The organism is Rhizobacter sp. Root1221, assembly GCF_001425785.1.
GTDB lineage: Bacteria > Pseudomonadota > Gammaproteobacteria > Burkholderiales > Burkholderiaceae_C > Rhizobacter.
In genome coordinates, this window is record NZ_LMDI01000003.1 from 135701 (window position 1) to 157995 (window position 22295).

Below are 22295 nucleotides of genomic sequence, written 5' to 3' on the forward strand. Positions count from 1 at the left end.
ATGGCTACACTGCCGCATGACCGCCGTGCCCGCCCCCGAAAACGTGACTTCCGCCGTCCCCGCCCCCGCCCAACCCGCCAGGAACGTGCGCTCGCTGAGCGGCCTCGGCCCCTTCCTGCGCCCGTACCGCGGGCGCATCATGCTCGCCGCGCTGTTCCTCGTGCTCGCCGCGGCCACCACCCTGGTGTTCCCGGTGGCGCTCAAGTCCCTGATCGACCAGGGCCTGGTTTCGGCCGACCCCGGCCAGCGCGTGCTGGCGCTGCGCGGTCATTTCGTCGCCCTCTTCGCGGTGGGCGCCGCGCTGGGCCTGTTCTCCGCCGCGCGCTTCTACATGGTCTCGTGGCTGGGCGAGCGCGTCACGGCCGATCTGCGCAACGCGGTGTACAGCCACGTCGTGCGCCAGAGCCCGGAGTTCTTCGAGACCACGCAGACCGGCGAGGTGCTTTCGCGCCTGACCACCGACACCACGCTCGTGCAGACGGTGGTGGGGTCGAGCCTCAGCATGGGCCTGCGCAACAGTGTGATGGGCATCGGGGCCATGGGCATGCTGATCGTCACCAACCCGCTCGTGATGACCCAGGTGCTCGGGCTTCTCGTGCTGGTGGTGCTGCCGTCGCTGTACTTCGGCCGGCGCGTGCGCAAGCTGTCCCGCGCCAGCCAGGACCGCGTGGCCGACGCCAGCGCCATCGCGGCCGAGGTGCTCAACGCCGTGCCGGTGGTGCAGAGCTACACCGCGGAACACCGCGAAGCCACCCGCTTCATCGGCGCCACCGAAAACGGGTTTGCCACCGCCATCCGCCGCACCCGCGTGCGTTCGGGGCTGGTGGCCTTCATCATCACCGCCACGTTCGGCGCGTTGCTGTGGGGCCTGTACCAGGGCACGCAGGCCGTGATCGCGGGCGACATCAGCGCCGGCCACCTGGGCCAGACGGTGGTGTACGTGGTGATCCTCGTCAGCTCGGTGGCGGTGCTGGCCGAGGTGTACGGTGACCTGCTCCGCGCCGCCGGCGCCACCGAGCGCCTGATGGAACTGCTCGCCACGCGCTCGCCCATCCTGTCGCCCGCACACCCCGCCGCATTGCCGCCCACGCAGGGTGGCTCCACGGTGCTGTTCGACCATGTGGAGTTCCGCTACCCGTCGCGTCCGCGCCAGCTGGCTCTCGCCGACTTCACGCTGCATGTGCGCGCGGGCGAAACCGTGGCCCTCGTGGGGCCGAGCGGTGCGGGAAAAAGCACCGTGCTGCAGCTGCTGCTGCGCTTCTATGACACGGCGCACGGTTCGGTGTCGGTGGACGGTGTGTCCGTGCGCGACACGGCGCTCGACGCGTTGCGCGACCGCATCGGCATCGTGCCGCAGGACAGCGTCATCTTCTCGGCCGACGCGATGGAAAACATCCGCTACGGCCGCCCCGACGCCGCCGACGACGAGGTCATCGCGGCCGCCCGCGCGGCCTTCGCCGACGACTTCATCACCGCGTTGCCCGAAGGCTACAAGACCTTCCTCGGCGAGCGTGGCGTGCGCCTGTCGGGCGGACAGCGCCAGCGCATCAGCATCGCCCGCGCCATGCTGAAGAACCCGCCGCTGCTGCTGCTGGACGAGGCCACCAGCGCACTCGACGCCGAAAGCGAACGCATGGTGCAGGCTGCGCTGGAGCGGGCCATGAAGGACCGCACCACGATCGTCATCGCCCACCGCCTGGCCACCGTGCAGCGGGCCGACCGCATCGTGGTGATGGAACACGGGCGCATCGTCGAGACCGGCACCCACACGGAACTTGCCGCAGCGGGCGGGCTCTATGCGAGGCTGGCGGCGTTGCAGTTCGACGTCTGACCCACGTAGGCGCCGCCCCACACCCGACGTTAGAGTCGTCCGACAGACGCGCAGTCACCCTTCGCCACACACTGCGCATACAAGCATTCCTGCAGGAGATCAAAATGATGAACAAGACCCTTCCCTTCCGCGCCACCGTCCTCGGCCTCAGCGCCGCCGCCCTGCTGTTGGCCGGCTGCGAAAACATGAGCGAACGCCAGAAGGGCACGGCCACCGGCGCCGGCATCGGTGCCGTGGGCGGCGCGGTGATCAGCGCGGCCACCGGCGGCAAGGCCGGCACCGGCGCGGCCATCGGCGGCGCGGTGGGTGCCATCGCCGGCAACCTGTGGTCCAAGCGCCAGGAAGACCGCCGCAAGCAGATGGAACAGGCCACCCAGGGCACGGGTGTCGACGTCACCCGCACCGACGACAACCAGCTCAAGCTGAACGTGCCGAACGATGTGTCGTTCAACACCGGCAGCGCCGCCATCCAGCCGCAGCTGCGCGGCGTGCTCGACAGCTTCGCCAACAGCCTGCACGGCGACCAGAAGGCCGAGGTCACCATCATCGGCCACACCGACAGCACCGGCAGCGACGCCATCAACAACCCGTTGTCGCTCGAACGCGCCCAGAGCGTGCGCGATTACCTGAGCGCCCGTGGCGTGTCGGCCTCGCGCATCCACACCGCCGGCCGCGGCGACCGCGAACCGGTGGCCAGCAATGCGACCGACTCGGGCCGCGCGCAGAACCGGCGCGTGGAAATCTTCATCCGCGAACCGGCCTGACCTCGCCCGATCCCCTCGAAAGGCGCCTCCCGGCGCCTTTTTTTATAATCGCGGATTCCACCGCCGAAAGCCCCCCGTGACCCGACCCGTCCGCACCCAGTACGAAGACTTCATGCGCCACGTGGCCGAACACGGTGTCGAGAAGGGTGACCGCACCGGCACCGGCACGCGCAGCGTGTTCGGCCACCAGATGCGGTTCGACCTGAACGAGGGCTTCCCGCTGGTCACCACGAAAAAGGTGCACTTGAAGTCCATCGTGCTGGAACTGCTGTGGTTCCTGCGCGGCGACGGCAACGCACGCTGGCTGCAGGAACGCGGGGTCACCATCTGGGACGAATGGGCCGCCGAAAACGGCGACCTGGGCCCGGTCTACGGCGTGCAGTGGCGCTCCTGGCCCACGCCGGACGGCGGCCACATCGACCAGATCGCCGACGTCATCCGCACGCTGAAGACCAACCCCGATTCCCGCCGCATCATCGTGAGCGCGTGGAACGTGGCCGACCTCTCGAAGATGGCGCTGATGCCCTGCCACGCCTTCTTCCAGTTCTACGTGGCCGACGGCCGCCTGAGCTGCCAGCTGTACCAGCGCAGCGCCGACATCTTCCTCGGCGTGCCCTTCAACATCGCCAGCTACGCATTGCTGACCCACATGGTGGCGCAGCAGTGCGACCTGCAGGTGGGCGACTTCATCTGGACCGGCGGCGACTGCCACATCTACAGCAACCACGCCGAACAGGTGGCGCTGCAGCTGTCGCGCACGCCGCACCCCTACCCCACGCTGCGCATCAAGCGCCGCCCCGACTCGATCTTCGACTACGAGTACGAGGACTTCGAAGTGGTGGGGTACGAACACCATCCGGCCATCAAGGCGCCTGTGGCGGTGTGAGGTGATGCGCGACCGGGGGGAAGCGCCCTGGCGTCACGATGTGCAGCAACAGCCTGGGTCAAGCAGGACTCGGTATCGACGCGCCGTCATAGAAGGCCCACCCCGGACTGGCGTTGCGCTTCTTTGCCGCGTACATCGCCTCATCTGCGTTGCTGATCAGTTGCGACGCGGACGTTCCGTGCTCGGGATAGAGCGATATCCCGATGCTCGGCCTGACAGCAATCTGCACGCCTTCGAAGACCACGGGCAAGGCGAGCGTTTCCAGAAGCGCCGAAGCGATTCGCTCGATGTTGGCGTGCCCCTTCGGGTTGATGAGCACATACAGGAACTCGTCGCCGCCCGTGCGGCACACGGTGTCTTCCATGCGGCTGTGTTCGAGAAGGCGGGCGGCGACCTGCTTCAGCACCTCGTCGCCGGCCGCGTGTCCGTGGGTGTCATTGATGTTCTTGAACTTATCCAAGTCGAAGAACATCACCGCGAGTCCGAAGCCTTGGCGTGCCGCCACGGCGATGTCATGGCTCAGTCGTGAATTGAAGTATTCGCGGTTCGGCAAGCCCGTCGCCGAATCGTGCCGCGCGGCAAGAAGCGCATTCTGTTCGCTCGCCTCCGCAGTTGCCAATGCCGACTGGGTATCGCTCAGCGCTTCCCGGGCGGCGGCCAACGCATCCTCCGTGTGCGCCAGGGCCGCGACGCCCTGCGCCAGCGTTGCATTGACGGAATGAAGGTCATCGGCGCACTCCTGGACCTTGTCTTCGACGTCCTTGCCGGCCTTCAATGCAACATGCGTCGCGACTTCGGCGTCTCCGCCAGCAATCTTCGCTTCCAGCACCGCGCTGGCCGAGGCAAGGTCGCTCGCGGCACCTTCAACCCGAACCTTGACGTCCTTGTTCTCCTCCAGCGCAGCAGCAAGCCTCGGCACGCTGGTGGGTGTCTTTTTCGTCGGCGGCTTGTCGTTTGTCATGGCTGACTTCCGGAGTTCATGGCCACCCCAGGGTGCGCCCCGCAACACCGTGCCAGCGTCGGACAAACGCGCGCCTGCGACGCGTCGACGCGGTGCATCACTGTAGGCATGCAGGAGGTGGCCTGCGCCAACGACGGTACGCGGCACCGCGCGTACCAGGCTTCGGTTCAGAGGCTGCGCAGCGGTAGATCGCGAACACGCTTGCCGCTCGCCGCGAAGATCGCATTGACCAGCGCCGGCGCCACCGGCGGCGTCGGCGGTTCTCCGACGCCGCCAGGCGGCAGCTTCGGGTCGCCGCCGACCAGATGCGTGCGGATCAGGCGCGGCGATTGCGCATAGCGCAGCACCTCGTAGTCGTGGAAGTTGCTTTGCTTGACGCGGCCCGCCTCGAACGAGATCTCGCCGGTGAAGGCCAGCGACAGGCCCATGACCGCCGCACCTTCCATCTGCGCCCTGATCCGCTCCGGGTTGACCTGCGGGCCGCAGTCCAGCGCCATGTCAACGCTCACGACCTTGACTTGCCCCTTGGCATCCACCGCCACTTCCACCACCGTCGCCGCGTACGAGACGAAGCTGTACGCAAACGCCAGGCCCAGCCCGTGCCCCTTGGGCAGCTTTCGGCCCCAGCGCGCGCCGCGGGCCGCAGCCTCGACGACGGCACGCATGCGGCCCGTGTCGATCGGATACGCGACGGGCGACTCGCTGTAGTTGAACGGATCGGAGAGTGCGCCCGGGTCGATCTTGCGCGGCGGACCGATCAGCGCCAGCGCGTACTGCAGCGGGTCCTGCTTCGCATGGTGGGCCAACTCGTCGATGAAACACTGCGTGGCAAACACATGCGGGATATTGGCCACCGAGCGGAACCAGCCGATGCGGGCATGCGCCGCCACCTCGGCCCGCTCGATGCGCACATGAGGCACGGCGAAAGGCATGTTGGTGGCCGACATGCCGGTCTCGAATGGCGCGGCGGCCTTGGCCCCTGGGGCAAACAGCGAGGTGATGGTCGGTGCGGCCGTGCGGTGCAGCCAGGCCAACGGCAGGCCGTTGTCGCCGACGGCGGCTTCCAGCCGATCCAGGGACACGGCGTGGTAGTAGCCATGGTGGATGTCGTCGTCGCGCGACCAGACCAGCTTCACCGGCGTGCCTGGCATCGCTTTGGCCACCAGTGCCGCCTCGGCCACGTAGTCCGGCTTGGATTTGCGGCCAAAGCCGCCGCCCAGCAACAGCACGTTCACCTTCACCTGTTCCGGCTTCAGGCCCAGGGCTGCCGCCACGACAGACTGCGCCGCCGGGGGATTCTGGGTCGAGGTCCAGATCTCGCAGCCCTGGTCGTTGACGAGTGCCGTGGCCACCGGCGGCTCCATCGTGGCGTGTGCCAGGTGCGGCACGAAGTATTCCGCGCTGTGACGACGGCCAAGAGGCGCATCGGCAATGGCCTTGGTGGCATCGCCATCGTTGCGCACCACGGTGCCAGCCTGCTTGACAGCGGCCGACTGTGCCTGGCGGAAGGCGACCGATTCGTAGCTGGCGTTGGGGCCGTCGTCCCACTCGATCTTCAGCGCCGCACGCCCCTGCATCGCGGCCCAGGTGTTGCGAGCCACCACGGCGACACCGCCCAGGGGCTGGAAGGCTGGCGGGCCTTGGAAGGCCGGGATCTCGACCACCTTCAGAACGCCGGCGACCTTCAAGGCATCGCTGCTGTCCAGCGTGCGCAGCTTGCCGCCCACGACCGGAGGCCGGGCGACGACGGCATAGACCATGCCCGGCAGCCGGGCATCCATGCCGAACATCGCCTGTCCACGGACGATGGCGTCCATGTCGGCGCCGCCGATGCGGCCTTTGCCGATGTACTTCCATTGCTCGGGCGTCTTCAGGCGCAGCGCATCGGCCGAGGGAACGGGTTGCCTCGCGGCATCGGCCGCCAGTTCGCCGTAACCGAGCCGCCGCCCGGTGGGCCGGTGCAGCACCTCGTGCTGCACCGCCTGCACGTCGGCCAGCGGAACGCCCCAACGCGCTGCCGCTGCGGCTTCAAGCATCTGCCTCGCCGCCGCGCCGACCCGCCGCATCGGGACAAAGAAGTGACGCACGCTCCGTGATCCGTCGACGTTCTGGTTGCCATAGCGCGCTTCGTCGGCGGGCGCCTGCGCGATCTTCACGCGATCCCAGCGGGCCTCCATCTCGTCGGCGACGACCATGGGCAGGCTGGTACGCACGCCGGTGCCCATCTCGGCACGGTGCGCGACGATGGTGACGGTGCCGTCTGCCGCGATGGACACGAAGACCAGCGGGTTGTCCACCGTGCCGCCCGGCATCGAATCCGCACCGTACTTCTTCGGCTCGGCGGCCTCGGCCTGCGCGTCAGCGTTGAAGCCGATGACCAGCGCGAACGAGCCGGCCGCCTGGAGCAGCTGGCGCCGCTGAAGCTCGAGGTCAAGCGTGCTCATGCCTTCGCTCCTGCAAGACGACGCGACGCCAGCTGCACCGCGGCGCGGATGCGCGGGTAAGTGCCGCAGCGACAGATGTTGCCCGACATGGCGTCATCGATCTGGCGATCGTTGGGCTTGGCCCTGGCCTTCAACAGTGCCGTGGCCGCCATGATCTGCCCGGCCTGGCAGTAGCCGCACTGCGCGACGTTCAGTTCCACCCAGGCCTGCTGCACGACTCGACCCACGCGGTCGTTCTCCATGTGCTCGATCGTGTGCACCGAGCGGCCAGCCACCGCCGAAGCCGGCGTGATGCAAGACCGCGTGGCTTGACCATCCACGTGAACGGTGCAGGCACCACACAGCGCCATGCCGCAACCGAACTTGGTGCCGGTCATGCCCAGTTCGTCGCGCAGCACCCACAGCAAAGGGGTCTCTTCTGGCGCGCTGGTGGCTCTGGACTGATCGTTGATTTTCAGCGTGGTCATGCGGCCTCCTGGCAATGGAAGTGACGGATGCTAATCGATGAGTCGCTGCGGGCCGCAAGGCGCTGTCATGCCTTTCGCGTGCCCTTGATGAATGCCGCGATCTGTGCGGCGGCCAGCTCGGGTTCCTGGTGGTGCGGCGCGTGCCCGGCGCGGGGGTACGTGATCAGGTTCAGCGTGGGCAGCTGACCGCCCAATGCGTACCAGTTCTCGACCGGCACCGAGATGTCGTGGTCACCGCCCAGATGCAGGATCGGCACGTTCGTGTTCTTCAGCGCCTGAAGCACCTCATCCGAGGGGAACATCGGATTCGGTGGAGATTGCGGAACCTGTTTCAACGCCCAGTCTGCCGGCACGTCGGGGCTGCGGCCGGTCTTGCGGGCGAAGATGCGCTCGAACGAGCGCTGCGATGCGGCGCGGCTTGCGGCGTCCTTCGGTTCGAAGAACAGCGTGGTGTACTGGTCGAGGGTGGCAGCGTCCTGCGCTGCCGCGTCATAGAAGCGCTGTTCGCCTGGCTTGGCCAGCTTGCCAGGCGGTGTGGTCGAGATCAGCACGGCGTGGCTGACACTGGCGCCGAACATGGCCACGTAGATCTGCGCGACGATGCCGCCGAAGGACCAGCCCCCGATCACGACATCCTTCAGGCCCAGGGCGTCGATCAGATCCTTGGTGTCCTTCACCAGGGACGCGGGGTTGTAGGACCTGTCACCCGTCGAGAGACCCAGGCCTGAATGATCGAAGGTCACGACCTGGAATCCCTGCGCCGCCAAGGCGTCGATGAACAGCGGGTCCCACAGATCGATCACCCCGCGGAATCGATGGGCGAGGACGACGGGTTTGCCTCGCCCAACCGAGCGGTACGCCAGCTTGCGGCCTCCCACTTCAACGAAGCGTGTCGGCACTGCACCTGCGCCTTCACTCCGCGCGTCCGCGGGCTTGGACAAGGAGAGCATGGTGAGTGCAGCGGCACCGGTGACGAGTGCGTGTCGGCGCGTCGATTGGGCCGGTCCATGGTTCAACGTTGAAGGCATGACGGTACTGGCGTTGGCGGAGGTCATCAGGTAGTTCCCAAAGTGAGCATGCATGGGACTGTGCCGACACTGCCCGGACGCCGCACTCGCGAAACCCGCCAAACTGCCGGCGGAACGCGCCAGCATGGATGGGCACCTGGCCCCATCAGTTGCGGACTTTGGTGGACGCCATGCGCACCGCCTGGGGCGTTGTCCCGGTCCACCCATGGAACGCCCGGACAAACGAATTCGGATCCTCGAAGCCCAACAGGAACGAAATCTCGGACCCTGACATGGCGGAGTTGTGGAGATAGTGGTGCGCCAGGGAGTTTCGCAGGGCATCCAGGGTTTGCTGGAAGCTGCTCCCTTCCTCCTTCAGCCTGCGCTGCAGCGTGCGGGAGCTGACACCCAGTTTGCGCGACACCGCCTGCATCGTCAGTTCGCCGGCCGGCAAGGCCTCGAGGAGCACGCCGCGTACGCGCTCGACGCTACTCGCGTGCCGGTCCAGATCCGCCAGCCGTTGGCGCAGGGCCGACTCGAAGAACGTCCACATGCCGTGGTTCGCCGTCAGGAAAGGCCGCTGCGTGTCTTCTGCCGTGAACACGACTGTGGGCGCAGGCATGCGCTCCACCGAAACACCGAAGTAGTCGGCGTACGCTCTCGCGTCCCCTGCCGACATCGCTGGTGACGGCCAGCCCACCTTCAACGGGTGCACCGGGCTTCGGGTAGCCATTCGCGCCAGTTGCACGAAGAACACAAGCTTGAAGGCGACCAGCACCGGCGGCGGGGGTAACGCCCGGTCCAGGAACTCCAAGGTCACCGTGGTGCGCCGGGCAGTGCGCTCGACCTTGAGTGCCATCGGCCCACTCAAGCGCTTGAACTTGGCGAGTCGACCCAACGCGCCGTTCATGTCTTCACTGCACAAGGCGACGAAGAGCTCCGGGTCGAACCAGTCAGCCGACATCTTCCGGGCGAAGCGCAAGGGCGCCGGCCCGCCTGCAGTACCGGCCTCAGCCTCGATGGCTTCCCACAGCCTGAAGTAGGTTGGCGAATCAAGGCGCGCGCTCTCGCGCGATAGCAAGTCCCCGGGAAGTTGCGCGCGGCGCAACACGTTCGCCCCGTTCACGCCGGCGTCTTGCATCAACACCTGCCAGCCAGGCCACACCGCAAAGCTGCCGGCATGCGCGATGCGGCCACCGGGCGCTTTCGGGTCTTCCATGGATCCAGGTTGCATGGGGCCAGTCTATGCGGCACATCGCGCCAAGGCACTAGCCGAAGGCGCCATCCCGTCCCGCGACACGTGGCGCGTTTCGCGTGTGGCTTGGCGCCATCGGCGAGTGCAAGGGCACCCCGTCGACGGCACAGTGAGCCCTTCCATAGTTCGGAGAATCATCCAATGAAGAAGACAGTTCTGATCACAGGTGCATCGTCAGGCTTTGGGCTGATGCTGGCCAACAACCTTCACCAGCAAGGCTTCAACGTCATCGGCACCAGCCGGGAGCCGGAGAAACATGCAGGCAAGGTTTCATTCAAACTGCTGCGCCTCGATATCGACGACGACAGTTCCATCAAGTCGTTCACCGAGGAACTGTTTCGGCACACCAGGCAACTGGATGTATTGGTCAACAACGCAGGCTACATGGTCACCGGCATTGCCGAAGAAACGCCTGTCGACTTGGGCAGGCAGCAGTTTGAAACCAATTTCTGGGGCACGGTCAAGGTGACGAATGCCTTGTTGCCCATTTTCAGGGGGCAAAAGCGCGGGCAAATCATCACGGTCAGTTCGATCGTGGGGCTGATCGGCCCGCCCAACTTGTCGTACTACACGGCCTCGAAGCATGCAGTCCAGGGCTTCTTCAAATCCCTCCGCTTCGAACTGGCGCAGTTCAATATCCAGGTCAGCATGGTGGAACCTGTCTGGTTCAAGACCAACCTGGCTCACAATGCCGTGGCTGCAGTCAAGGGAAGCATTGCGGACTACAACGCGTATCGCAAGCAAGCGAACGCCGCGACGCAAAAGGGTATTGACGAAGCTGAGGCGCCCGTCGCCGTCGTCAAGACCATCACCAAGCTGATTGAGGCCAGGGAACCCAGGTTCAGCAACCCCGTGGGGAAGATGACGGGCATGATTCTCTTCCTCCAGAGCTATGCGCCGAAGATGTTTGAAAGCTCGATCCTGAAGAGCGTGAGAACAGCCTAGCAGTGAAACCCAGGGGTCTGCTGTTGAGCAGTGGCCCTGGATGTCCTATCATGAGTTTTCAGATTGGGGTGAGGTATGGCAGTTGCCATGTGCACATCTGAGATTTTTCATTTCTTGCGAGCGTGGCTTGCCAACCCGTTGCGCGTCGCATCCGTGTTGCCGTCCAGCAGCAGCCTGTCGTTGGTCATCACGCGAGAGATCACCACCGCAACGGGGCCGGTGATCGAGCTGGGGCCGGGCACCGGTGTGTTCACAAGGGCGCTGCTGACGCGTGGCGTTCCCGAAGAAGACATCGTGCTGGTTGAAAGTGGCCGCGAGTTTGTTGGACGTTTGCGCTCACAATTCCCTGCCGCCTCGATACTGGAAATGGACGCCGCAGATTTGGGGTCGGTGCAAGTGCATGAAGATTTGAAAGCCGGCGCTGTGATCAGCGGACTTCCATTCTTGTCGATGCCCCCGAGGAAGATCCTTGCGATTCTCGCCGGCACTTTTCAGAAACTCAGGGCAGATGGGGCTTTGTATCTCTTCACCTATGGCTATTTCTGCCCTATTCCGAAAGTGTTGCTGGATCGATTGGGGTTGAAATCCACCCGCGTTGGCGGAACATTTGCCAACTTTCCACCGGCGGTTGTCTATCGCATAAAGCGTCGTCCTCCGTTGCCTTTCGCATCGAGCGTGGATCCAGCGCCAGCCGCCCTGACTCAGTAGTAGCGCATTGCCAGGCCGTTCCGCCAAGCAGCCGGAGCGAGCCACGCCTGGGTTTCAAGTGAAAAGTCACATTCCAACCAACATCCAATCATGAAATATTACCTGTGCAAGTTCATTCCGCCGCGCGCGGATTTTCTGACAACCCTGTCCGCCGATGAGCGGGACTGGATGAAGCAGCACGGCGCCTATTTGAACGATCTGCTCGACAAGGGCATGATCGTCGCACACGGCCCCGTCATCGACGAGACCGGCGGGTATGGCGTTTCCCTTTTCCAGATCGGCGACGACCAGGATATTTCGGCGCTCACGTCGGAAGATCCCATCGTGAAGAATGGTGTCGGCCATTATTTGCACTACACCATGCCTGGTTTGAAGGCGCGTGGCTACGATGCAATCGCGCTCGCACGTGGTGCGGCAGCGCCTGGTAGTGCGGATTCATAGAGGCGATGCTTCTTCGCCATCTTGCTGAGGGCTCCGCGCTCCATGTTGCACAGCCGGGCGGCTTCACTGATGTTGCCGTTGGATCGTGCAAGGGCGTGCTCGACGAAGCGGCGCTCTACTTCATGCGCTGCGCGCAACTTCTCTTTTCGCAACTCGCTGCCATCCATCGTCTTCACGTGGCAGGCACTGTCAGTCAGTGCAGAAGAGCAGTTCAGCAGGTCTGCCGCCTCGATGATCGCTCGGTCGCTTTGCAAATGACATCGCAACAACACATGCTCGAGTTCGCGCACATTCCCCGGCCACGAGTACCCGCACAGCAATTGAAGACCTGCCAGCGAAACGGACTTGAGGTTTCCCCCTTCTGAACGGGTCGCCTTCGCGAGCAAATGTGGGACCAACAGCGCGATATCGTCTGCGCGTTCGCGCAGGGGCGGCATCTCGATCGACAGGACGTCGAGCCGAAACATCAGATCAGATCGGAACTCGCCGCGGTCGACCAGTCGACGAAGATTGACGTTGGACGCGGTGATGACTCGTACGTTCGCATGGCGGCGGTGTTCTTCGCCCACTGCACGAAACGATGCATCTTGCAGGAAGCGTAGCAAGATCACTTGGCCGCGTGGAGAGAGCGCTTCGACTTCATCCAGAAATAGCGTTCCGCCTTCCGCTTCCCGGATCAAACCAGGGCGTGCGCGGCTGGCGTCGGTGAATGCACCTTTGGCGTGACCAAACAGTTCACTCTCGATCAAAGCGTCGGGCAGCGCACCGCAGTTGACGGGAATGAAGGCAGCGTCGCCGCGATCGCTCAGATAGTGGGCGGCGTGGGCGGCGAACTCCTTGCCGGTGCCGGTTTCCCCAATGATCAGGATAGGAGCCTTGGAGTGCGCAAATCGACGGATCAGTGCGATCGCTCCCTGGAACGCTGGTGACGCCCCAATCAAGTTTCTCAGGTGTATGGCATCGAGGCTCGGGTCGGCAGCGCGCATTTTCATTCTCTCTGGCTGGTCGCGAGATCGCCCACTGGGTGCCGCTCAAGTTCGACGGCACGCACAAACAATATGGAGCACTGTGCGATACGTCTTCGCGATCCGTGCCGAACGGGTTCTCAATCCGTGCAAGCCATTCCATAGGACGTCATGGCGATGCTCAATGCCGCACGAGCCAGCAGATCGACAAGGCGGGTGGAGGGGAAGATTGCCAGCGCGGACGGGCCAAGCAGACGCTGACGGCTATTTCCCGGACATTGACCGGCACTCCGCCGGCGCGATGCCGAATGCCTGCCTGAAGGCCCGATAGAACGTGGCGATGCTGTCAAATCCGCAATCCAGCGCGATGGTCAGAACTGTCTGATGGCGGTGAACGGGGCTTTCGAGCCGTGCACGCGCCAAATCCAGGCGGCGGGACAAGATATAACGGGAGACGCTGCTCCCGCTCTGTTCGAATAGCCTGTGGAGAAGCCGCACGGAGATCCCGAGCTTTTTCGCCACGGCCCCCGGCGTGAGATCCGTGCGAACGAGACTTTCCTCGATCACTCCCTTTGCGGCCTGAAGCTGCGCCTGCCGTACCGCCTGTCGGGGATCGTGGTCGGGGACGCCATGGCCATCGGCTGCTGCGGCAGTCAGGCTCACCAGGGTCTGCAGCGCCAAGGTTTGATGCTCCGGCGAAAGATGGTGCGCTTGGGCGGCGAAGGCGTCGAAGTAGGCGGTCGTGAGGGCACCTATTCCAGATGCGGCCGAGATTACCTGGGTTTTGATATCGTGCGGCCGGGCGAGCACCGACAGGAACATGCGCCGGGGAAGCTTCAACACGCAATGATGAAAATCCGCTCCGCCCGTTGGCGCGGTGACGAAGGCGCGATCGGCGTCCCCGAAGCACAGCGCTCCTTGTTCGGTGACGAAGTCGTCCTGGTAGTCGAAACCGAACCAGGCCTTCGCCTGCTGCCTGTAGAGAAACAGGTAGTCCCCGCTGCGGCGGGCGATATCGTGCGGCGCGCGGCGTGTGCGATGGGGGCTGGCCCGGATCTCCATCAGCGCGGCATCGCCCATTTGCCATCCTGAGACGCTGGCGCGGAACGTCTCGCGGTTGCACTTTTCCAGTTCGGGTGACATCGGGTCGACCGCTGCGCCGATCGCCTCGCGCCAATAGTCGAAGCGCTCCTTTTGACCAGCGGCGTCCGTTGACCAATAGAAAGCAGCCGACTGTTCCATGCGAATTTCTCCACGGTCAAGGGTCTGGTGCGGCAATTTTGCAGGCTACTGCCTGTTAGGGAAACCCTCATCCCTAAACATAGGGATGAGGTTGGGGCCATGGCGATATCAACCTGTGTGTTCTCGGGCTGGGCCGTGTCGCGAGCGACACATCCAAGCCCTCAGTGCGGCGGGTACCGCTGGCCAGCCAAGCAGCGTGCCTGCACGTACACACGTTGGCAGCGCCGGGCGAGAAAATCATCAATGGAATCAACGAACCAGTGGCGGATCTGCATTGGCATGGTTCGCGCTATCACTGTGGTCATGAGCATGCGCAATCCAGGCCACACGTGATGACGCAAGGCGTTCACTCCATCGACGAACTCGCCGACACGATCCTTCGGTATGTCGCGTCGCGGCCCAACGCGTGCGACACGGTCGAAGGCATCTGCGACTGGTGGATTCCGCGGCAGCGCTATGTCGAAGCCAAAGGCAACGTTCTTGCGGCGCTTGAACTTCTCATTGCGCGCGGGCAAATCGCTGCGCGCAACGGTGCCGACGGTCAAGTGCAGTATCGAGCCCAACGTTCTCCAGATTCCTAGTCGAAAGGACGAACAATGCCGAGTTCACTCACCTATCCAGGCGTCTACGTAGAGGAAGTGCCCAGTGGTGTGCGCACGGTCACCGGTGTAGCTACCTCGGTCACAGCATTCATCGGGCGCGCTCGGAAAGGGCCGGTCGACAAGGCCGTCGACATTACCAGCTTCGCCGATTTCGAGCGCGTGTTCGGTGGGCTGTGGCTTGACAGCGCGATGAGCTTCGCCGTTCGAGACTTCTATCTCAACGGTGGCGCGCGAGCCGTGATCGTTCGGCTGTTCCATTCGCTTCCGCAGAACGCTGTCAACGACATTGCTGCGGCGGCGGAGGAGGCGACAAACGGCAAGGACGCGAAGGCCAAAGCTGCGGAGGCGCTCAAGAAGATCACCGATGCGAATCGCTCCGCGTCCGAGGTGAGCGCAGCCAACAACGCCAATGCCCCTATTGCCCTGCTGGCCGACACGGCGGACAAGAAGGCCATCGACGCGGCTGTCGCGACGGCGCGCGCAACCTTGGCCGACTTGCCGAACGATTGCCGCGAGATCGTCGTCGTCGATCCGACCCCGACAACTACCCCGACAACGACAACGACAACAACTCCGACTCCGACCTCCCTGAAGTTCCGGGCCCTTAGTCCGGGCCGGTGGGCGGGCTACCTGCGCGTGCAGGTCGAAGCGGCAAGCGGGCGTGGGCTGTCGGACATCGCGAAGGACCTCAAGGTCCCGGCCGACAAGCTCTTCAACCTGACGGTGACGGATCTCGGTCCGGGCGGCGGTACGGAGACGCATCTCAACGTCACGCTGGAGAAGGGTAGCGTGCGTCGAGTCGACAAGGTGCTGGAGTCCTCTTCCACGCTGATTGCCTGGAGCGGCGACCTTGAAGATGCACACCTCCCAGATCTCAAAAAAGTGAAAGGCGACGCGCTCGCCACCGCCTATGCCGCACTGCAGGCGGCAGTGGCGGAAGACCAGAAGAAGCCCGATAAAACGGGCACGGCCGTCAAGAAGGCGAAGGATGGCGTCAAAGCGGCGCTGGACGCCGCACTCAGCAGCGTCGATGACGGCGGGTCATTGGAGTTCGGCGACTTTGTCCAACCCAACGGCGAAGCGCAGAAAAAGGGGCTGCACGCGCTGGAGCAGCTGTACACGCGAGACGGCATCTTCAACCTCATGTGCATCGCCCCCCACAACGCGTCGAAGGATGTGGAGACGAGCGTCATTGCCGTGGCCGGTGCCTACTGTGAAAAGCGCCGGGCGATGCTACTGGTGGATGCGCCCAGCACCTGGCAATCGGTGAACCAAGCCACCATCGGCTTTTCAAACCCCGACGACGACGAGGTCGGCTACCGCGGGCGAAACGCAGCGCTGTTTTTCCCGCGCCTGAGGATGCCCAACCCACTGCGCGCCAACCAGATGGAAGACTTCGCAGCCTGCGGCGCGGTGGCCGGCATCTTCGCCCGCACTGACACCCAGCGCGGCGTCTGGAAGTCGCCGGCGGGCATGGATGCGTCGTTCCTCGGCGTCAGCTCGTTCACACTGGCGCTCACTGACGACGAGAACGGTCTGCTCAACCCGCTGGGCATCAACTGCCTGCGCACGTTCCCCGTGTTCGGCCGCGTGCTATGGGGCGCGCGCACCTTGCGCGGCGCCGACGCGTTCGCCGACGAATACAAGTACACAGCCGTTCGACGCACTGCGCTCTTCATCGAGGAGAGCCTGTACCGCGCCTTGAAGTGGGTGGTGTTCGAGCCCAACGACGAACCGCTGTGGGCACAGATTCGGCTCAACGTCGGCGCCTTCATGAACAACCTGTTCCGCCAAGGCGCCTTCCAGGGGCAGACCAAGAACGAGGCCTATTTCGTGAACTGCAATGCGGAGACAACCACGCAGAACGACATCAACCTGGGCATTGTCAACATCAACGTTGGCTTTGCGCCGCTGAAACCAGCCGAGTTCGTCGTGATCCGGCTGCAGCAGATGACCGGCGAAATTGAAACCTGAAAGGAGGCGACATGGCCGAATTCACCGCCAATGCACAGCGACATGATCCGTACAAGAACTTCAAGTTCCTGGTGAAGTTCGGGACCGAGACGGTAGCCGGCATCTGCAAGGTCAGCGGTCTCAAGCGCACGACCGAGGTGATCGAGCACCGCCGCGGTGGAGACCCCAGCACCAGCTACAAGTCACCGGGACGCAACAAGTACGAAGCCATCACGCTGGAACAAGGCGTCACGCACGACAAGCAGTTCGAGCAATGGGCCAAGAAGGTATGGAATTTCACGGGCGGGCTCGGCAAAGAAGTCTCTCTGAAGGACTTCCGCAAGGACATCACGATCGAGATCCTGAACGAGGCGGGCCAAGCCGTGTTGCGCTATCACGTGCACCGCTGCTGGGTCTCCGAGTACCAGTCATCGTCGGAGCTGGACGCCAACGCGAACGCCGTGTTGATCCAGCACCTGAAGCTGGAAAATGAAGGCTGGGAGCGCGACGACGGCCTGCAAGAACCGACAGAGCCCACGGTGAACTAGGCGCCGCTCGTCATGCACGCACCCACACAAGCGCAACTGCTCGACCTCTGGGACGCCGGCTCACGCGCCACGCCCTCGGGCCGCGCGGCGCTGCTACTGCAGTCCGCATGGGCGGACGCCACGGTGGCGCAGTGGCCCCTGGGCGTGGCCAATGCACGGTTGCTGGAGTTGCGTGCCGCCCTCTTCGGCCCGACCTGGGATTGCGTGGCCGACTGCCCGGCATGCGCGCAAGTCGCCGAGGTGCGGCTCGATGTCGCGGCCATGCTCACCGCTGCGCCGGGCACTGACCCAGCGCAAACGCCGGCTTGGCACACCATCGACGAGAGCCCGGCCACGCCGCGCTTTCGCTTACCCGTGCTGGCCGATCTCACGAGCGCGGCGCCGGCCGACGCATCGAGCGCAGCGCGACTTCTGCAAGCCATCGTCACAGCGCCTGCTTTGCAGAGCAACGACGCGGCGCTTGTCGATCTGCCGCCGCACACTCGCACCGCGATCGAACAGGAGTTGCTGCGGCTGGACCCGCTGGCCGCGATCGACATCGTGATGGATTGCCCCGCCTGCGGCCACCGGTGGCGGGCGGCGGCCGACATCATCGGCATGCTGTGGGCTGATCTGTCGACCCTGGCCCAACGCCTGCTTGGCGACGTGGCTCGCCTGGCCTCGGTGTTCGGTTGGAGCGAGCAGCAGATCCTCGCGCTGTCGCCGGTGCGCCGGCAGCACTACCTCGACATGGTGCGCGAATGGTGACGGCACCCATCGACGCGCCATCGCCGGGCTTGGGCCTGTTCGATCGCCTGGCCGCCGGCGCGGCGGCACCGGAGATGAACGGTGCTGACCGGTCTCGGCTGCGGCCGCTGCAGCCCTATCACCTTGACTCTCCGCCCGAGGTGGGGACCGCCGAGGACGATGGTCCGCCCGACAGGGTGGCGCCTTCGTGGGCGCCGCCGATGCGCCACCCTCCCGGTACGACAGGCCAGCAGGGAACCGTCGCAACGCAGCGCATGCCCGACGGGCCTGCCGCGCACGCGACCCGCGACGCCACTGCGCCTTCCGAGCAGCACGCGATCAGCGAAGCGAGGCCCACCCATGCGCACGACGCCACGCCGAGCGGCGTGCGCACAACGAGCAGCTCGCACGCCGTGCAGCCCAGCCAGCCCACGGCCGCTGCCCTGGCGCAAGCGCGCAGCCCGGTCGAGCAGGGCAATCGTGCGCCCGACATCTTGCCGCGCCGCTCCGCCCTCGAATCCGCCGCGCACCGCGAACCGCGTCAGGAGCCCCAGGACCGGCCGGCCATGCCGCGACCGCAAGCGTTTCCCGAACCCGCCCGCGCGGCCTTGCGAAGCCGCGACGCATCGCCGGTTTCACCGCTGCCGCGCCCGGCGCCCATGCGTGCCGAGCCGACCATCGAAATTCACATCGGCCGGATCGAGGTTCGGGCACAGACCGCGCCAAGCCCATCCGCTGCGCCAGCGCCTCGCGCAGCCGCGCCGTCGACCAGCTCACTCGCAGCGCACCTTGGCGCCCGAGGCCGGGGAGCACGCTCATGAGCAGCCCGCTCGCCATCGCCGCGGTCACTGCCGTGCTCAAAGACCTGCTCAATGACGGCCTCATCGACAACGATCTGGCGCGCGTCGGCTCGTTCAGCGTCACCGCAGCGCCACCGGACCGCGTCACCACCGGAGAGACCGAACAGAACCGCCTCAACCTCTTCCTGTACCACGTCACGCCCAACCAGGGCTGGCGCAACGCGGCGCAGCCCTCGCGCGGCGCCAGGGGCGAACGCCTGAGCAACCCGCCGCTCGCGCTGGACCTGCACTACATGCTCACCGCCTACGGCCAAGCCGATCTCAATGCCGAGATCCTGCTCGGTTACGCGATGGAGATCATGCACAACAACGGCATCATCGGGCGCGAGTCGATACGCCGTTCGCTGAGCCCGACCAACCCGATCACGGTCGCGCTCATTCCCGATGACGGTCAGGGGCGCAACGCGATCGACCTGGCCGACCAGGTCGAGGCCATCAAGATCACGCCGCACTACCTCAATGCCGACGAGTTGTCGCGCATGTGGACGGCGATGCAGGCCCGCTACCGCCCCACCGTCGCCTACCAGGTGTCCACGGTGCTGATCCAGAGCAAGCGGCCAGTCGTCACGGCCTTGCCCGTGCTCCAGCGTGGCAAGGGCGATCTCGGCGTCACCAGCCAGCCCAACCTGCTGGCCCCGCGCCCGACCGTGCCCACACTCGAAGGCATCGAAGTCGTGCCGTCAGGCGGAGGCACACACGCGGCCGCCGAACTGGGTGACCGCCTCATCCTTACCGGTGTGTTGCTGAGCGGCGATGCAGTCTTCGCTGTGTTCTCCCACCCGAGGCTCGCCAAGGCCATCGAGCTGCCCGTCGATGCGAGTTCGACCGACACGCGCGTGGTCGTCGACCTGCCCGCGGTCAACGCAAATTCCGCTCCCAGCACCTGGCCAGCTTGGCTCGCCGGCCACTACACCGTGAGCCTGAAGATGCGCACGGCGGGCCAGATCGATCGTTCGACCGACGTGCAAGGGCTGGGCCTGGACATCGCGCCGCGCCTGTTCACGCCGCCGCAGCTCAGCGGCACGGGCAACACACTGGCGCTGTCCATCCGCTTCTTCCCACGGGTGTTGCCGGAGCAGCGCGTCGAAATCTTCGTCGGCACCCAGCCCTTCGCGCCGCAGCCGTTCACGCAAGAGACCGATTCCCTCACCGCCGGCATCGCAGGCGTGGCGCCCTCCGGCGTGCCAGTGCCGGTGCTGCTGCGCGTCGACGAAATCAGCAGCCTGACCGTGCGTGACCGCTCCGCGCAGCCACCGCAGTTCGATCCCCAACAACTCATCGCCCTGCCGGCATAGGCCCCGCCATGGCCACCAGCGATTTCGAAGCCAGCAACCAGGCCTACCTCAAAGCCGGCCTGACCTGGCTGCGCGCTTGCCTGGAGGCCCGCAGGGCGCCCACACCGGGCGAGCCCGAAGCGAAGCCTGCGGGGCTGTGGCCTCTGTCTCTGGGTCGCAAGAAACAGCCCGACACCTTGCTGCTGGGTGCACCACTCACCTCGTCGCACATCGAATCGGCGCGCACGGCCTTCGATGAAGCAGCTTCGCGCCAGCCCGCCCCCGCACTCGTGGAGCTGGCTGCTCGACTGGGCCTGTCGCGCTTCGAAACCGACGTGCTGCTGCTGGTGGCTGCCCTGGAGATCGACCCCGGCCTGCCCGACCTGCTCGCCGCCCTACTCGGCACGGCAGCGTCGCGTGCGCCAAGCTTCGCGCTGGCGATGTCGCTGTTCGAAGAGCCGCGCTGGGACGCCCTCTCGCCGCACCGCCCGTTGCGTGCCTTGCGCATGATCGAGGTGCATCAGGCGGGCGCCATGTCGCTGCTCAACGCGCCGCTTCGCATCGACGAGCGCATTGGCGCCTACGTCAAGGGGCTCAACTACCTGGACGAGCGGCTGGCTTCCCTGTGTTCCGTCGTGCCGGCGGCGACCATGCTGCCGCCGTCGCAGCAGTCCGCTGCCGATGCGTTGACCCAATGGCTGGAACAACCCTTGGCCGGCCACCTGCTGCAATTGACCGGCGCGGACGACTCCTCCAAGCGCGACGTCGCCGCGGCGGCGGCCAGCGCGTGCGGCCGCGTGCTGTTGGCCATCGCCGCGGATACCCTGCCCGGGTCCGCAGAGGATACCGAGCAGTTGGTGCAACTGTGGACGCGCGAGGCCACGCTCTTGCCCATCGCCTTGCTGGTACACGGCATCGACAGCGAACGCGGCCTGGGCGAAGACGGCCGCGCCAGCCCGGATGCGCGCCGCTGGCGGCTGCTGCAACGCATCGGTGCACCGGTGCTTCTGGCATGCCGCGAAGCGCTGATCGGCCTCGAGCAGTCGGTGGTCGTCGCGGTGGAAGCGCCGCAGGCGAAAGAGCGTGAGGCGCTCTGGCATGAGGCGCTGGCTAGCGACGTACAAGCGGATGCGCAGGCCCAGCCGCCCCAAGAGGCCGTCCAGCGACTGGGCGCGGAGTTCACGCTGAGCGCCTCGCGCATCGCCAGCCTGGCGGCGGCTGCGCGCTCGATAGCAAAGACCGACGAGCATGTTGCGCAGACCGCTTGGGACGTATGCGTGGCCCGCACTGCCGGCGAGCTCAACGGCCTGGCGCAGCGCATCGTGCCGCGCGCGACGATCAACGACCTGCAACTCCCGGCGCAAGAGAAGGCGCAGCTCGAACGTTTGATCAGCCACGCTCGCCACCGCGCAGCGGCGTTGGACGACTACGGCTTCAGCGAGCGCAGCAGCCGCGGGCTGGGCATCGCGGCGCTGTTCCACGGCGAGAGCGGTGCCGGCAAGACGATGGCTGCCGAGGTCGTGGCCAACGGGCTGTCGCTGGCGTTGTTTCGGGTGGACCTCTCTACCCTCATGAGCAAGTACATCGGTGAGACCTCGAAGAATATGCGCCGCACACTAGATGCCGCCGAGGCCGGCGGCGCGGTGATTCTGTTCGACGAGGCCGACGCCGTTTTCCGCAAGCGCACCGAGGCCAAGGACGGTCTCGACAGCTTCGCAAACATCGACGTGGACTACCTGCTCACGCGCATGGAGAGCTTCCGTGGCGTCGCGCTGCTGGCGACCAACATGAAGCACGCGCTCGATACGGCGTTCATGCGGCGTTTGCGCTTCGTCATCGGGTTTCCCTTCCCGAGCGCCGCGGAGCGCAAGGCCATCTGGGCCGGCGTGTTCCCGCGGCCAGAGTGTGTGGGCGCGCTCGACCTCAATCATTTGTCACGGTTCGTGCTGACGGGCGGCAGCATCTTCAACGCTGCGCTCGCGGCTGCGCATGCAGCGGCGAGCGAATCAGCGAACGTCGAAATGCATCATGTGCTCGACGCGATCCGGTGGGAGTTGCGCAAGATCGAGCGGCCGGTCGCGGAGTCGCAGTTGCGCGATCTCGCGACGCCTATGGCCGATCGGCCGGAGGTCGTCGAATGAAGGTGCGCTTCAGGATCGATCGTCTGATCGTCGACGGCGCGAACCTATCGTCAATCGAACGCGCACGATTGAAGGACGCATTGCGGATGTCCCTCGAGGCGCAATTGCTGGAACGGATGGAGACCAACGTTTCTTTGCCGCGAGGTGAGCTTCATTTCGAACGCCGACACATAGCAATGCCGATGGCGGTCGACGTCCGCGGCGCCGCGCTCGGAATGACGCTCGGTCCCGTCGTCGCGCAGAGCGTTTGGCCAACTGCACCTCAATCCTAAGGA

21 protein-coding genes are annotated in these 22295 nt (G+C 65.4%); 13 read left to right on the forward strand and 8 right to left on the reverse strand.

Annotated features, from left to right (window positions below; all coding sequences use genetic code 11):
- Positions 1–16: 16 nt before the first annotated feature.
- The 3 genes from ASC87_RS03655 (at position 17) to ASC87_RS03665 (ending at position 3481) form a co-directional block, all read left to right on the forward strand.
- A complete protein-coding gene (locus ASC87_RS03655; RefSeq protein ID WP_056656823.1) occupies positions 17–1831 on the forward strand; it encodes an ABC transporter transmembrane domain-containing protein in 1815 nt (604 codons plus the stop codon).
- A gap of 107 nt (positions 1832–1938) precedes the next feature.
- On the forward strand, positions 1939–2595 hold the full coding sequence (locus ASC87_RS03660) for an OmpA family protein (protein ID WP_056656973.1): 657 nt from the start codon (positions 1939–1941) through the stop codon (positions 2593–2595).
- 76 nt (positions 2596–2671) lie between these two features.
- The gene (locus ASC87_RS03665) at positions 2672–3481 is read left to right on the forward strand and encodes a thymidylate synthase (RefSeq protein ID WP_255358878.1); all 810 of its coding nucleotides are present in this window, start codon (positions 2672–2674) and stop codon (positions 3479–3481) included.
- A gap of 58 nt (positions 3482–3539) precedes the next feature.
- Here ASC87_RS03665 and ASC87_RS03670 read toward each other — a convergent pair whose 3' ends face one another.
- The 5 genes from ASC87_RS03670 to ASC87_RS03690 form a co-directional block, all read right to left on the reverse strand.
- Entirely contained in the window at positions 3540–4442 is a 903-nt protein-coding gene (locus ASC87_RS03670; protein WP_056656826.1) for a GGDEF domain-containing protein, read from the reverse strand.
- A gap of 167 nt (positions 4443–4609) precedes the next feature.
- On the reverse strand, positions 4610–6886 hold the full coding sequence (locus ASC87_RS03675; protein ID WP_056656829.1) for a xanthine dehydrogenase family protein molybdopterin-binding subunit: 2277 nt from the start codon (positions 6884–6886) through the stop codon (positions 4610–4612).
- Positions 6883–7353 carry a (2Fe-2S)-binding protein gene (locus ASC87_RS03680; protein WP_056656832.1) on the reverse strand — a complete coding sequence of 157 codons (471 nt, stop codon included), beginning with the start codon at positions 7351–7353 and terminating at the stop codon, positions 6883–6885. The genes ASC87_RS03675 and ASC87_RS03680 overlap by 4 nt, the downstream gene beginning before the upstream one ends.
- A gap of 65 nt (positions 7354–7418) precedes the next feature.
- Positions 7419–8507 carry an alpha/beta fold hydrolase gene (locus ASC87_RS03685; protein WP_235582037.1) on the reverse strand — a complete coding sequence of 363 codons (1089 nt, stop codon included), beginning with the start codon at positions 8505–8507 and terminating at the stop codon, positions 7419–7421.
- A 19-nt stretch (positions 8508–8526) separates the two neighbouring features.
- The gene (locus ASC87_RS03690; protein ID WP_056656835.1) at positions 8527–9579 is read right to left on the reverse strand and encodes an AraC family transcriptional regulator; all 1053 of its coding nucleotides are present in this window, start codon (positions 9577–9579) and stop codon (positions 8527–8529) included.
- A gap of 177 nt (positions 9580–9756) precedes the next feature.
- Between ASC87_RS03690 and ASC87_RS03695 the strand changes: the two genes are divergently transcribed.
- The 3 genes from ASC87_RS03695 (at position 9757) to ASC87_RS03700 (ending at position 11709) form a co-directional block, all read left to right on the forward strand.
- Complete coding sequence (locus ASC87_RS03695) at positions 9757–10560, forward strand: SDR family NAD(P)-dependent oxidoreductase (RefSeq protein WP_056656838.1); 804 nt, start codon at positions 9757–9759, stop codon at positions 10558–10560.
- 75 nt (positions 10561–10635) lie between these two features.
- Positions 10636–11268: a class I SAM-dependent methyltransferase gene (locus ASC87_RS30530; protein ID WP_082568361.1), complete on the forward strand. Its 633-nt coding sequence runs from the start codon at positions 10636–10638 to the stop codon at positions 11266–11268.
- Between the two features lie 90 nt (positions 11269–11358).
- Positions 11359–11709, forward strand: a complete 351-nt coding sequence (locus ASC87_RS03700) for a YciI family protein (RefSeq protein WP_056656841.1) — start codon at positions 11359–11361, stop codon at positions 11707–11709.
- On the opposite strand, the gene ASC87_RS30535 is transcribed toward ASC87_RS03700, so the two are convergent.
- The 3 genes from ASC87_RS30535 to ASC87_RS33000 all read right to left on the reverse strand — a co-directional run bounded on the left by ASC87_RS30535 (position 11652) and on the right by ASC87_RS33000 (position 14461).
- The gene (locus ASC87_RS30535) at positions 11652–12701 is read right to left on the reverse strand and encodes a sigma 54-interacting transcriptional regulator (RefSeq protein WP_082568362.1); all 1050 of its coding nucleotides are present in this window, start codon (positions 12699–12701) and stop codon (positions 11652–11654) included. The genes ASC87_RS03700 and ASC87_RS30535 overlap by 58 nt on opposite strands.
- A gap of 237 nt (positions 12702–12938) precedes the next feature.
- Complete coding sequence (locus tag ASC87_RS03710; RefSeq protein WP_056656847.1) at positions 12939–13916, reverse strand: helix-turn-helix domain-containing protein; 978 nt, start codon at positions 13914–13916, stop codon at positions 12939–12941.
- Positions 13917–14077: 161 nt separating this feature from the next.
- Positions 14078–14461 carry a hypothetical protein gene (locus ASC87_RS33000; RefSeq protein WP_235582038.1) on the reverse strand — a complete coding sequence of 128 codons (384 nt, stop codon included), beginning with the start codon at positions 14459–14461 and terminating at the stop codon, positions 14078–14080.
- Between the two features lie 51 nt (positions 14462–14512).
- Between ASC87_RS33000 and ASC87_RS33005 the strand changes: the two genes are divergently transcribed.
- The 7 genes from ASC87_RS33005 to ASC87_RS03750 are packed head-to-tail and all read left to right on the forward strand — an operon-like array spanning position 14513 to position 22292.
- Positions 14513–16492, forward strand: coding sequence for a phage tail sheath C-terminal domain-containing protein (locus ASC87_RS33005; RefSeq protein WP_056656853.1), 1980 nt, complete (start codon positions 14513–14515; stop codon positions 16490–16492).
- An 11-nt stretch (positions 16493–16503) separates the two neighbouring features.
- Positions 16504–17019, forward strand: a complete 516-nt coding sequence (locus tag ASC87_RS03725) for a phage tail protein (RefSeq protein ID WP_056656856.1) — start codon at positions 16504–16506, stop codon at positions 17017–17019.
- Positions 17020–17031: 12 nt separating this feature from the next.
- Positions 17032–17766, forward strand: a complete 735-nt coding sequence (locus ASC87_RS03730; protein ID WP_056656859.1) for a hypothetical protein — start codon at positions 17032–17034, stop codon at positions 17764–17766.
- Positions 17760–18566 (forward strand): hypothetical protein, encoded by an 807-nt coding sequence (locus tag ASC87_RS03735; RefSeq protein ID WP_056656862.1) that lies wholly within the window; start codon positions 17760–17762, stop codon positions 18564–18566. The genes ASC87_RS03730 and ASC87_RS03735 overlap by 7 nt, the downstream gene beginning before the upstream one ends.
- Complete coding sequence (locus ASC87_RS03740) at positions 18563–19900, forward strand: DUF4255 domain-containing protein (RefSeq protein ID WP_056656865.1); 1338 nt, start codon at positions 18563–18565, stop codon at positions 19898–19900. Before ASC87_RS03735 ends, ASC87_RS03740 begins: the two co-directional genes overlap by 4 nt.
- A gap of 8 nt (positions 19901–19908) precedes the next feature.
- Positions 19909–22020, forward strand: a complete 2112-nt coding sequence (locus ASC87_RS03745; RefSeq protein ID WP_056656868.1) for an ATP-binding protein — start codon at positions 19909–19911, stop codon at positions 22018–22020.
- A complete protein-coding gene (locus ASC87_RS03750; protein WP_056656871.1) occupies positions 22017–22292 on the forward strand; it encodes a hypothetical protein in 276 nt (91 codons plus the stop codon). Before ASC87_RS03745 ends, ASC87_RS03750 begins: the two co-directional genes overlap by 4 nt.
- The last annotated feature ends 3 nt before the right edge of the window (positions 22293–22295 follow it).

Bases quoted from the DNA above. Each gene is read 5' to 3' on its own strand.
- ASC87_RS03655 (WP_056656823.1), top strand. From the start codon at position 17: ATGACCGCCGTGCCCGCCCCCGAAAACGTGACTTCCGCCGTCCCCGCC.
- ASC87_RS03660 (WP_056656973.1), top strand. From the start codon at position 1,939: ATGAACAAGACCCTTCCCTTCCGCGCCACCGTCCTCGGCCTCAGCGCC.
- ASC87_RS03670 (WP_056656826.1), bottom strand. From the start codon at position 4,442: ATGACAAACGACAAGCCGCCGACGAAAAAGACACCCACCAGCGTGCCG.
- ASC87_RS03675 (WP_056656829.1), bottom strand. From the start codon at position 6,886: ATGAGCACGCTTGACCTCGAGCTTCAGCGGCGCCAGCTGCTCCAGGCG.
- ASC87_RS03680 (WP_056656832.1), bottom strand. From the start codon at position 7,353: ATGACCACGCTGAAAATCAACGATCAGTCCAGAGCCACCAGCGCGCCA.
- ASC87_RS03685 (WP_235582037.1), bottom strand. From the start codon at position 8,507: ATGCTGGCGCGTTCCGCCGGCAGTTTGGCGGGTTTCGCGAGTGCGGCG.
- ASC87_RS03690 (WP_056656835.1), bottom strand. From the start codon at position 9,579: ATGGAAGACCCGAAAGCGCCCGGTGGCCGCATCGCGCATGCCGGCAGC.
- ASC87_RS03695 (WP_056656838.1), top strand. From the start codon at position 9,757: ATGAAGAAGACAGTTCTGATCACAGGTGCATCGTCAGGCTTTGGGCTG.
- ASC87_RS30530 (WP_082568361.1), top strand. From the start codon at position 10,636: ATGGCAGTTGCCATGTGCACATCTGAGATTTTTCATTTCTTGCGAGCG.
- ASC87_RS03700 (WP_056656841.1), top strand. From the start codon at position 11,359: ATGAAATATTACCTGTGCAAGTTCATTCCGCCGCGCGCGGATTTTCTG.
- ASC87_RS30535 (WP_082568362.1), bottom strand. From the start codon at position 12,701: ATGAAAATGCGCGCTGCCGACCCGAGCCTCGATGCCATACACCTGAGA.
- ASC87_RS03710 (WP_056656847.1), bottom strand. From the start codon at position 13,916: ATGGAACAGTCGGCTGCTTTCTATTGGTCAACGGACGCCGCTGGTCAA.
- ASC87_RS33005 (WP_056656853.1), top strand. From the start codon at position 14,513: ATGCCGAGTTCACTCACCTATCCAGGCGTCTACGTAGAGGAAGTGCCC.
- ASC87_RS03725 (WP_056656856.1), top strand. From the start codon at position 16,504: ATGGCCGAATTCACCGCCAATGCACAGCGACATGATCCGTACAAGAAC.
- ASC87_RS03730 (WP_056656859.1), top strand. From the start codon at position 17,032: ATGCACGCACCCACACAAGCGCAACTGCTCGACCTCTGGGACGCCGGC.
- ASC87_RS03735 (WP_056656862.1), top strand. From the start codon at position 17,760: ATGGTGACGGCACCCATCGACGCGCCATCGCCGGGCTTGGGCCTGTTC.
- ASC87_RS03740 (WP_056656865.1), top strand. From the start codon at position 18,563: ATGAGCAGCCCGCTCGCCATCGCCGCGGTCACTGCCGTGCTCAAAGAC.
- ASC87_RS03745 (WP_056656868.1), top strand. From the start codon at position 19,909: ATGGCCACCAGCGATTTCGAAGCCAGCAACCAGGCCTACCTCAAAGCC.
- ASC87_RS03750 (WP_056656871.1), top strand. From the start codon at position 22,017: ATGAAGGTGCGCTTCAGGATCGATCGTCTGATCGTCGACGGCGCGAAC.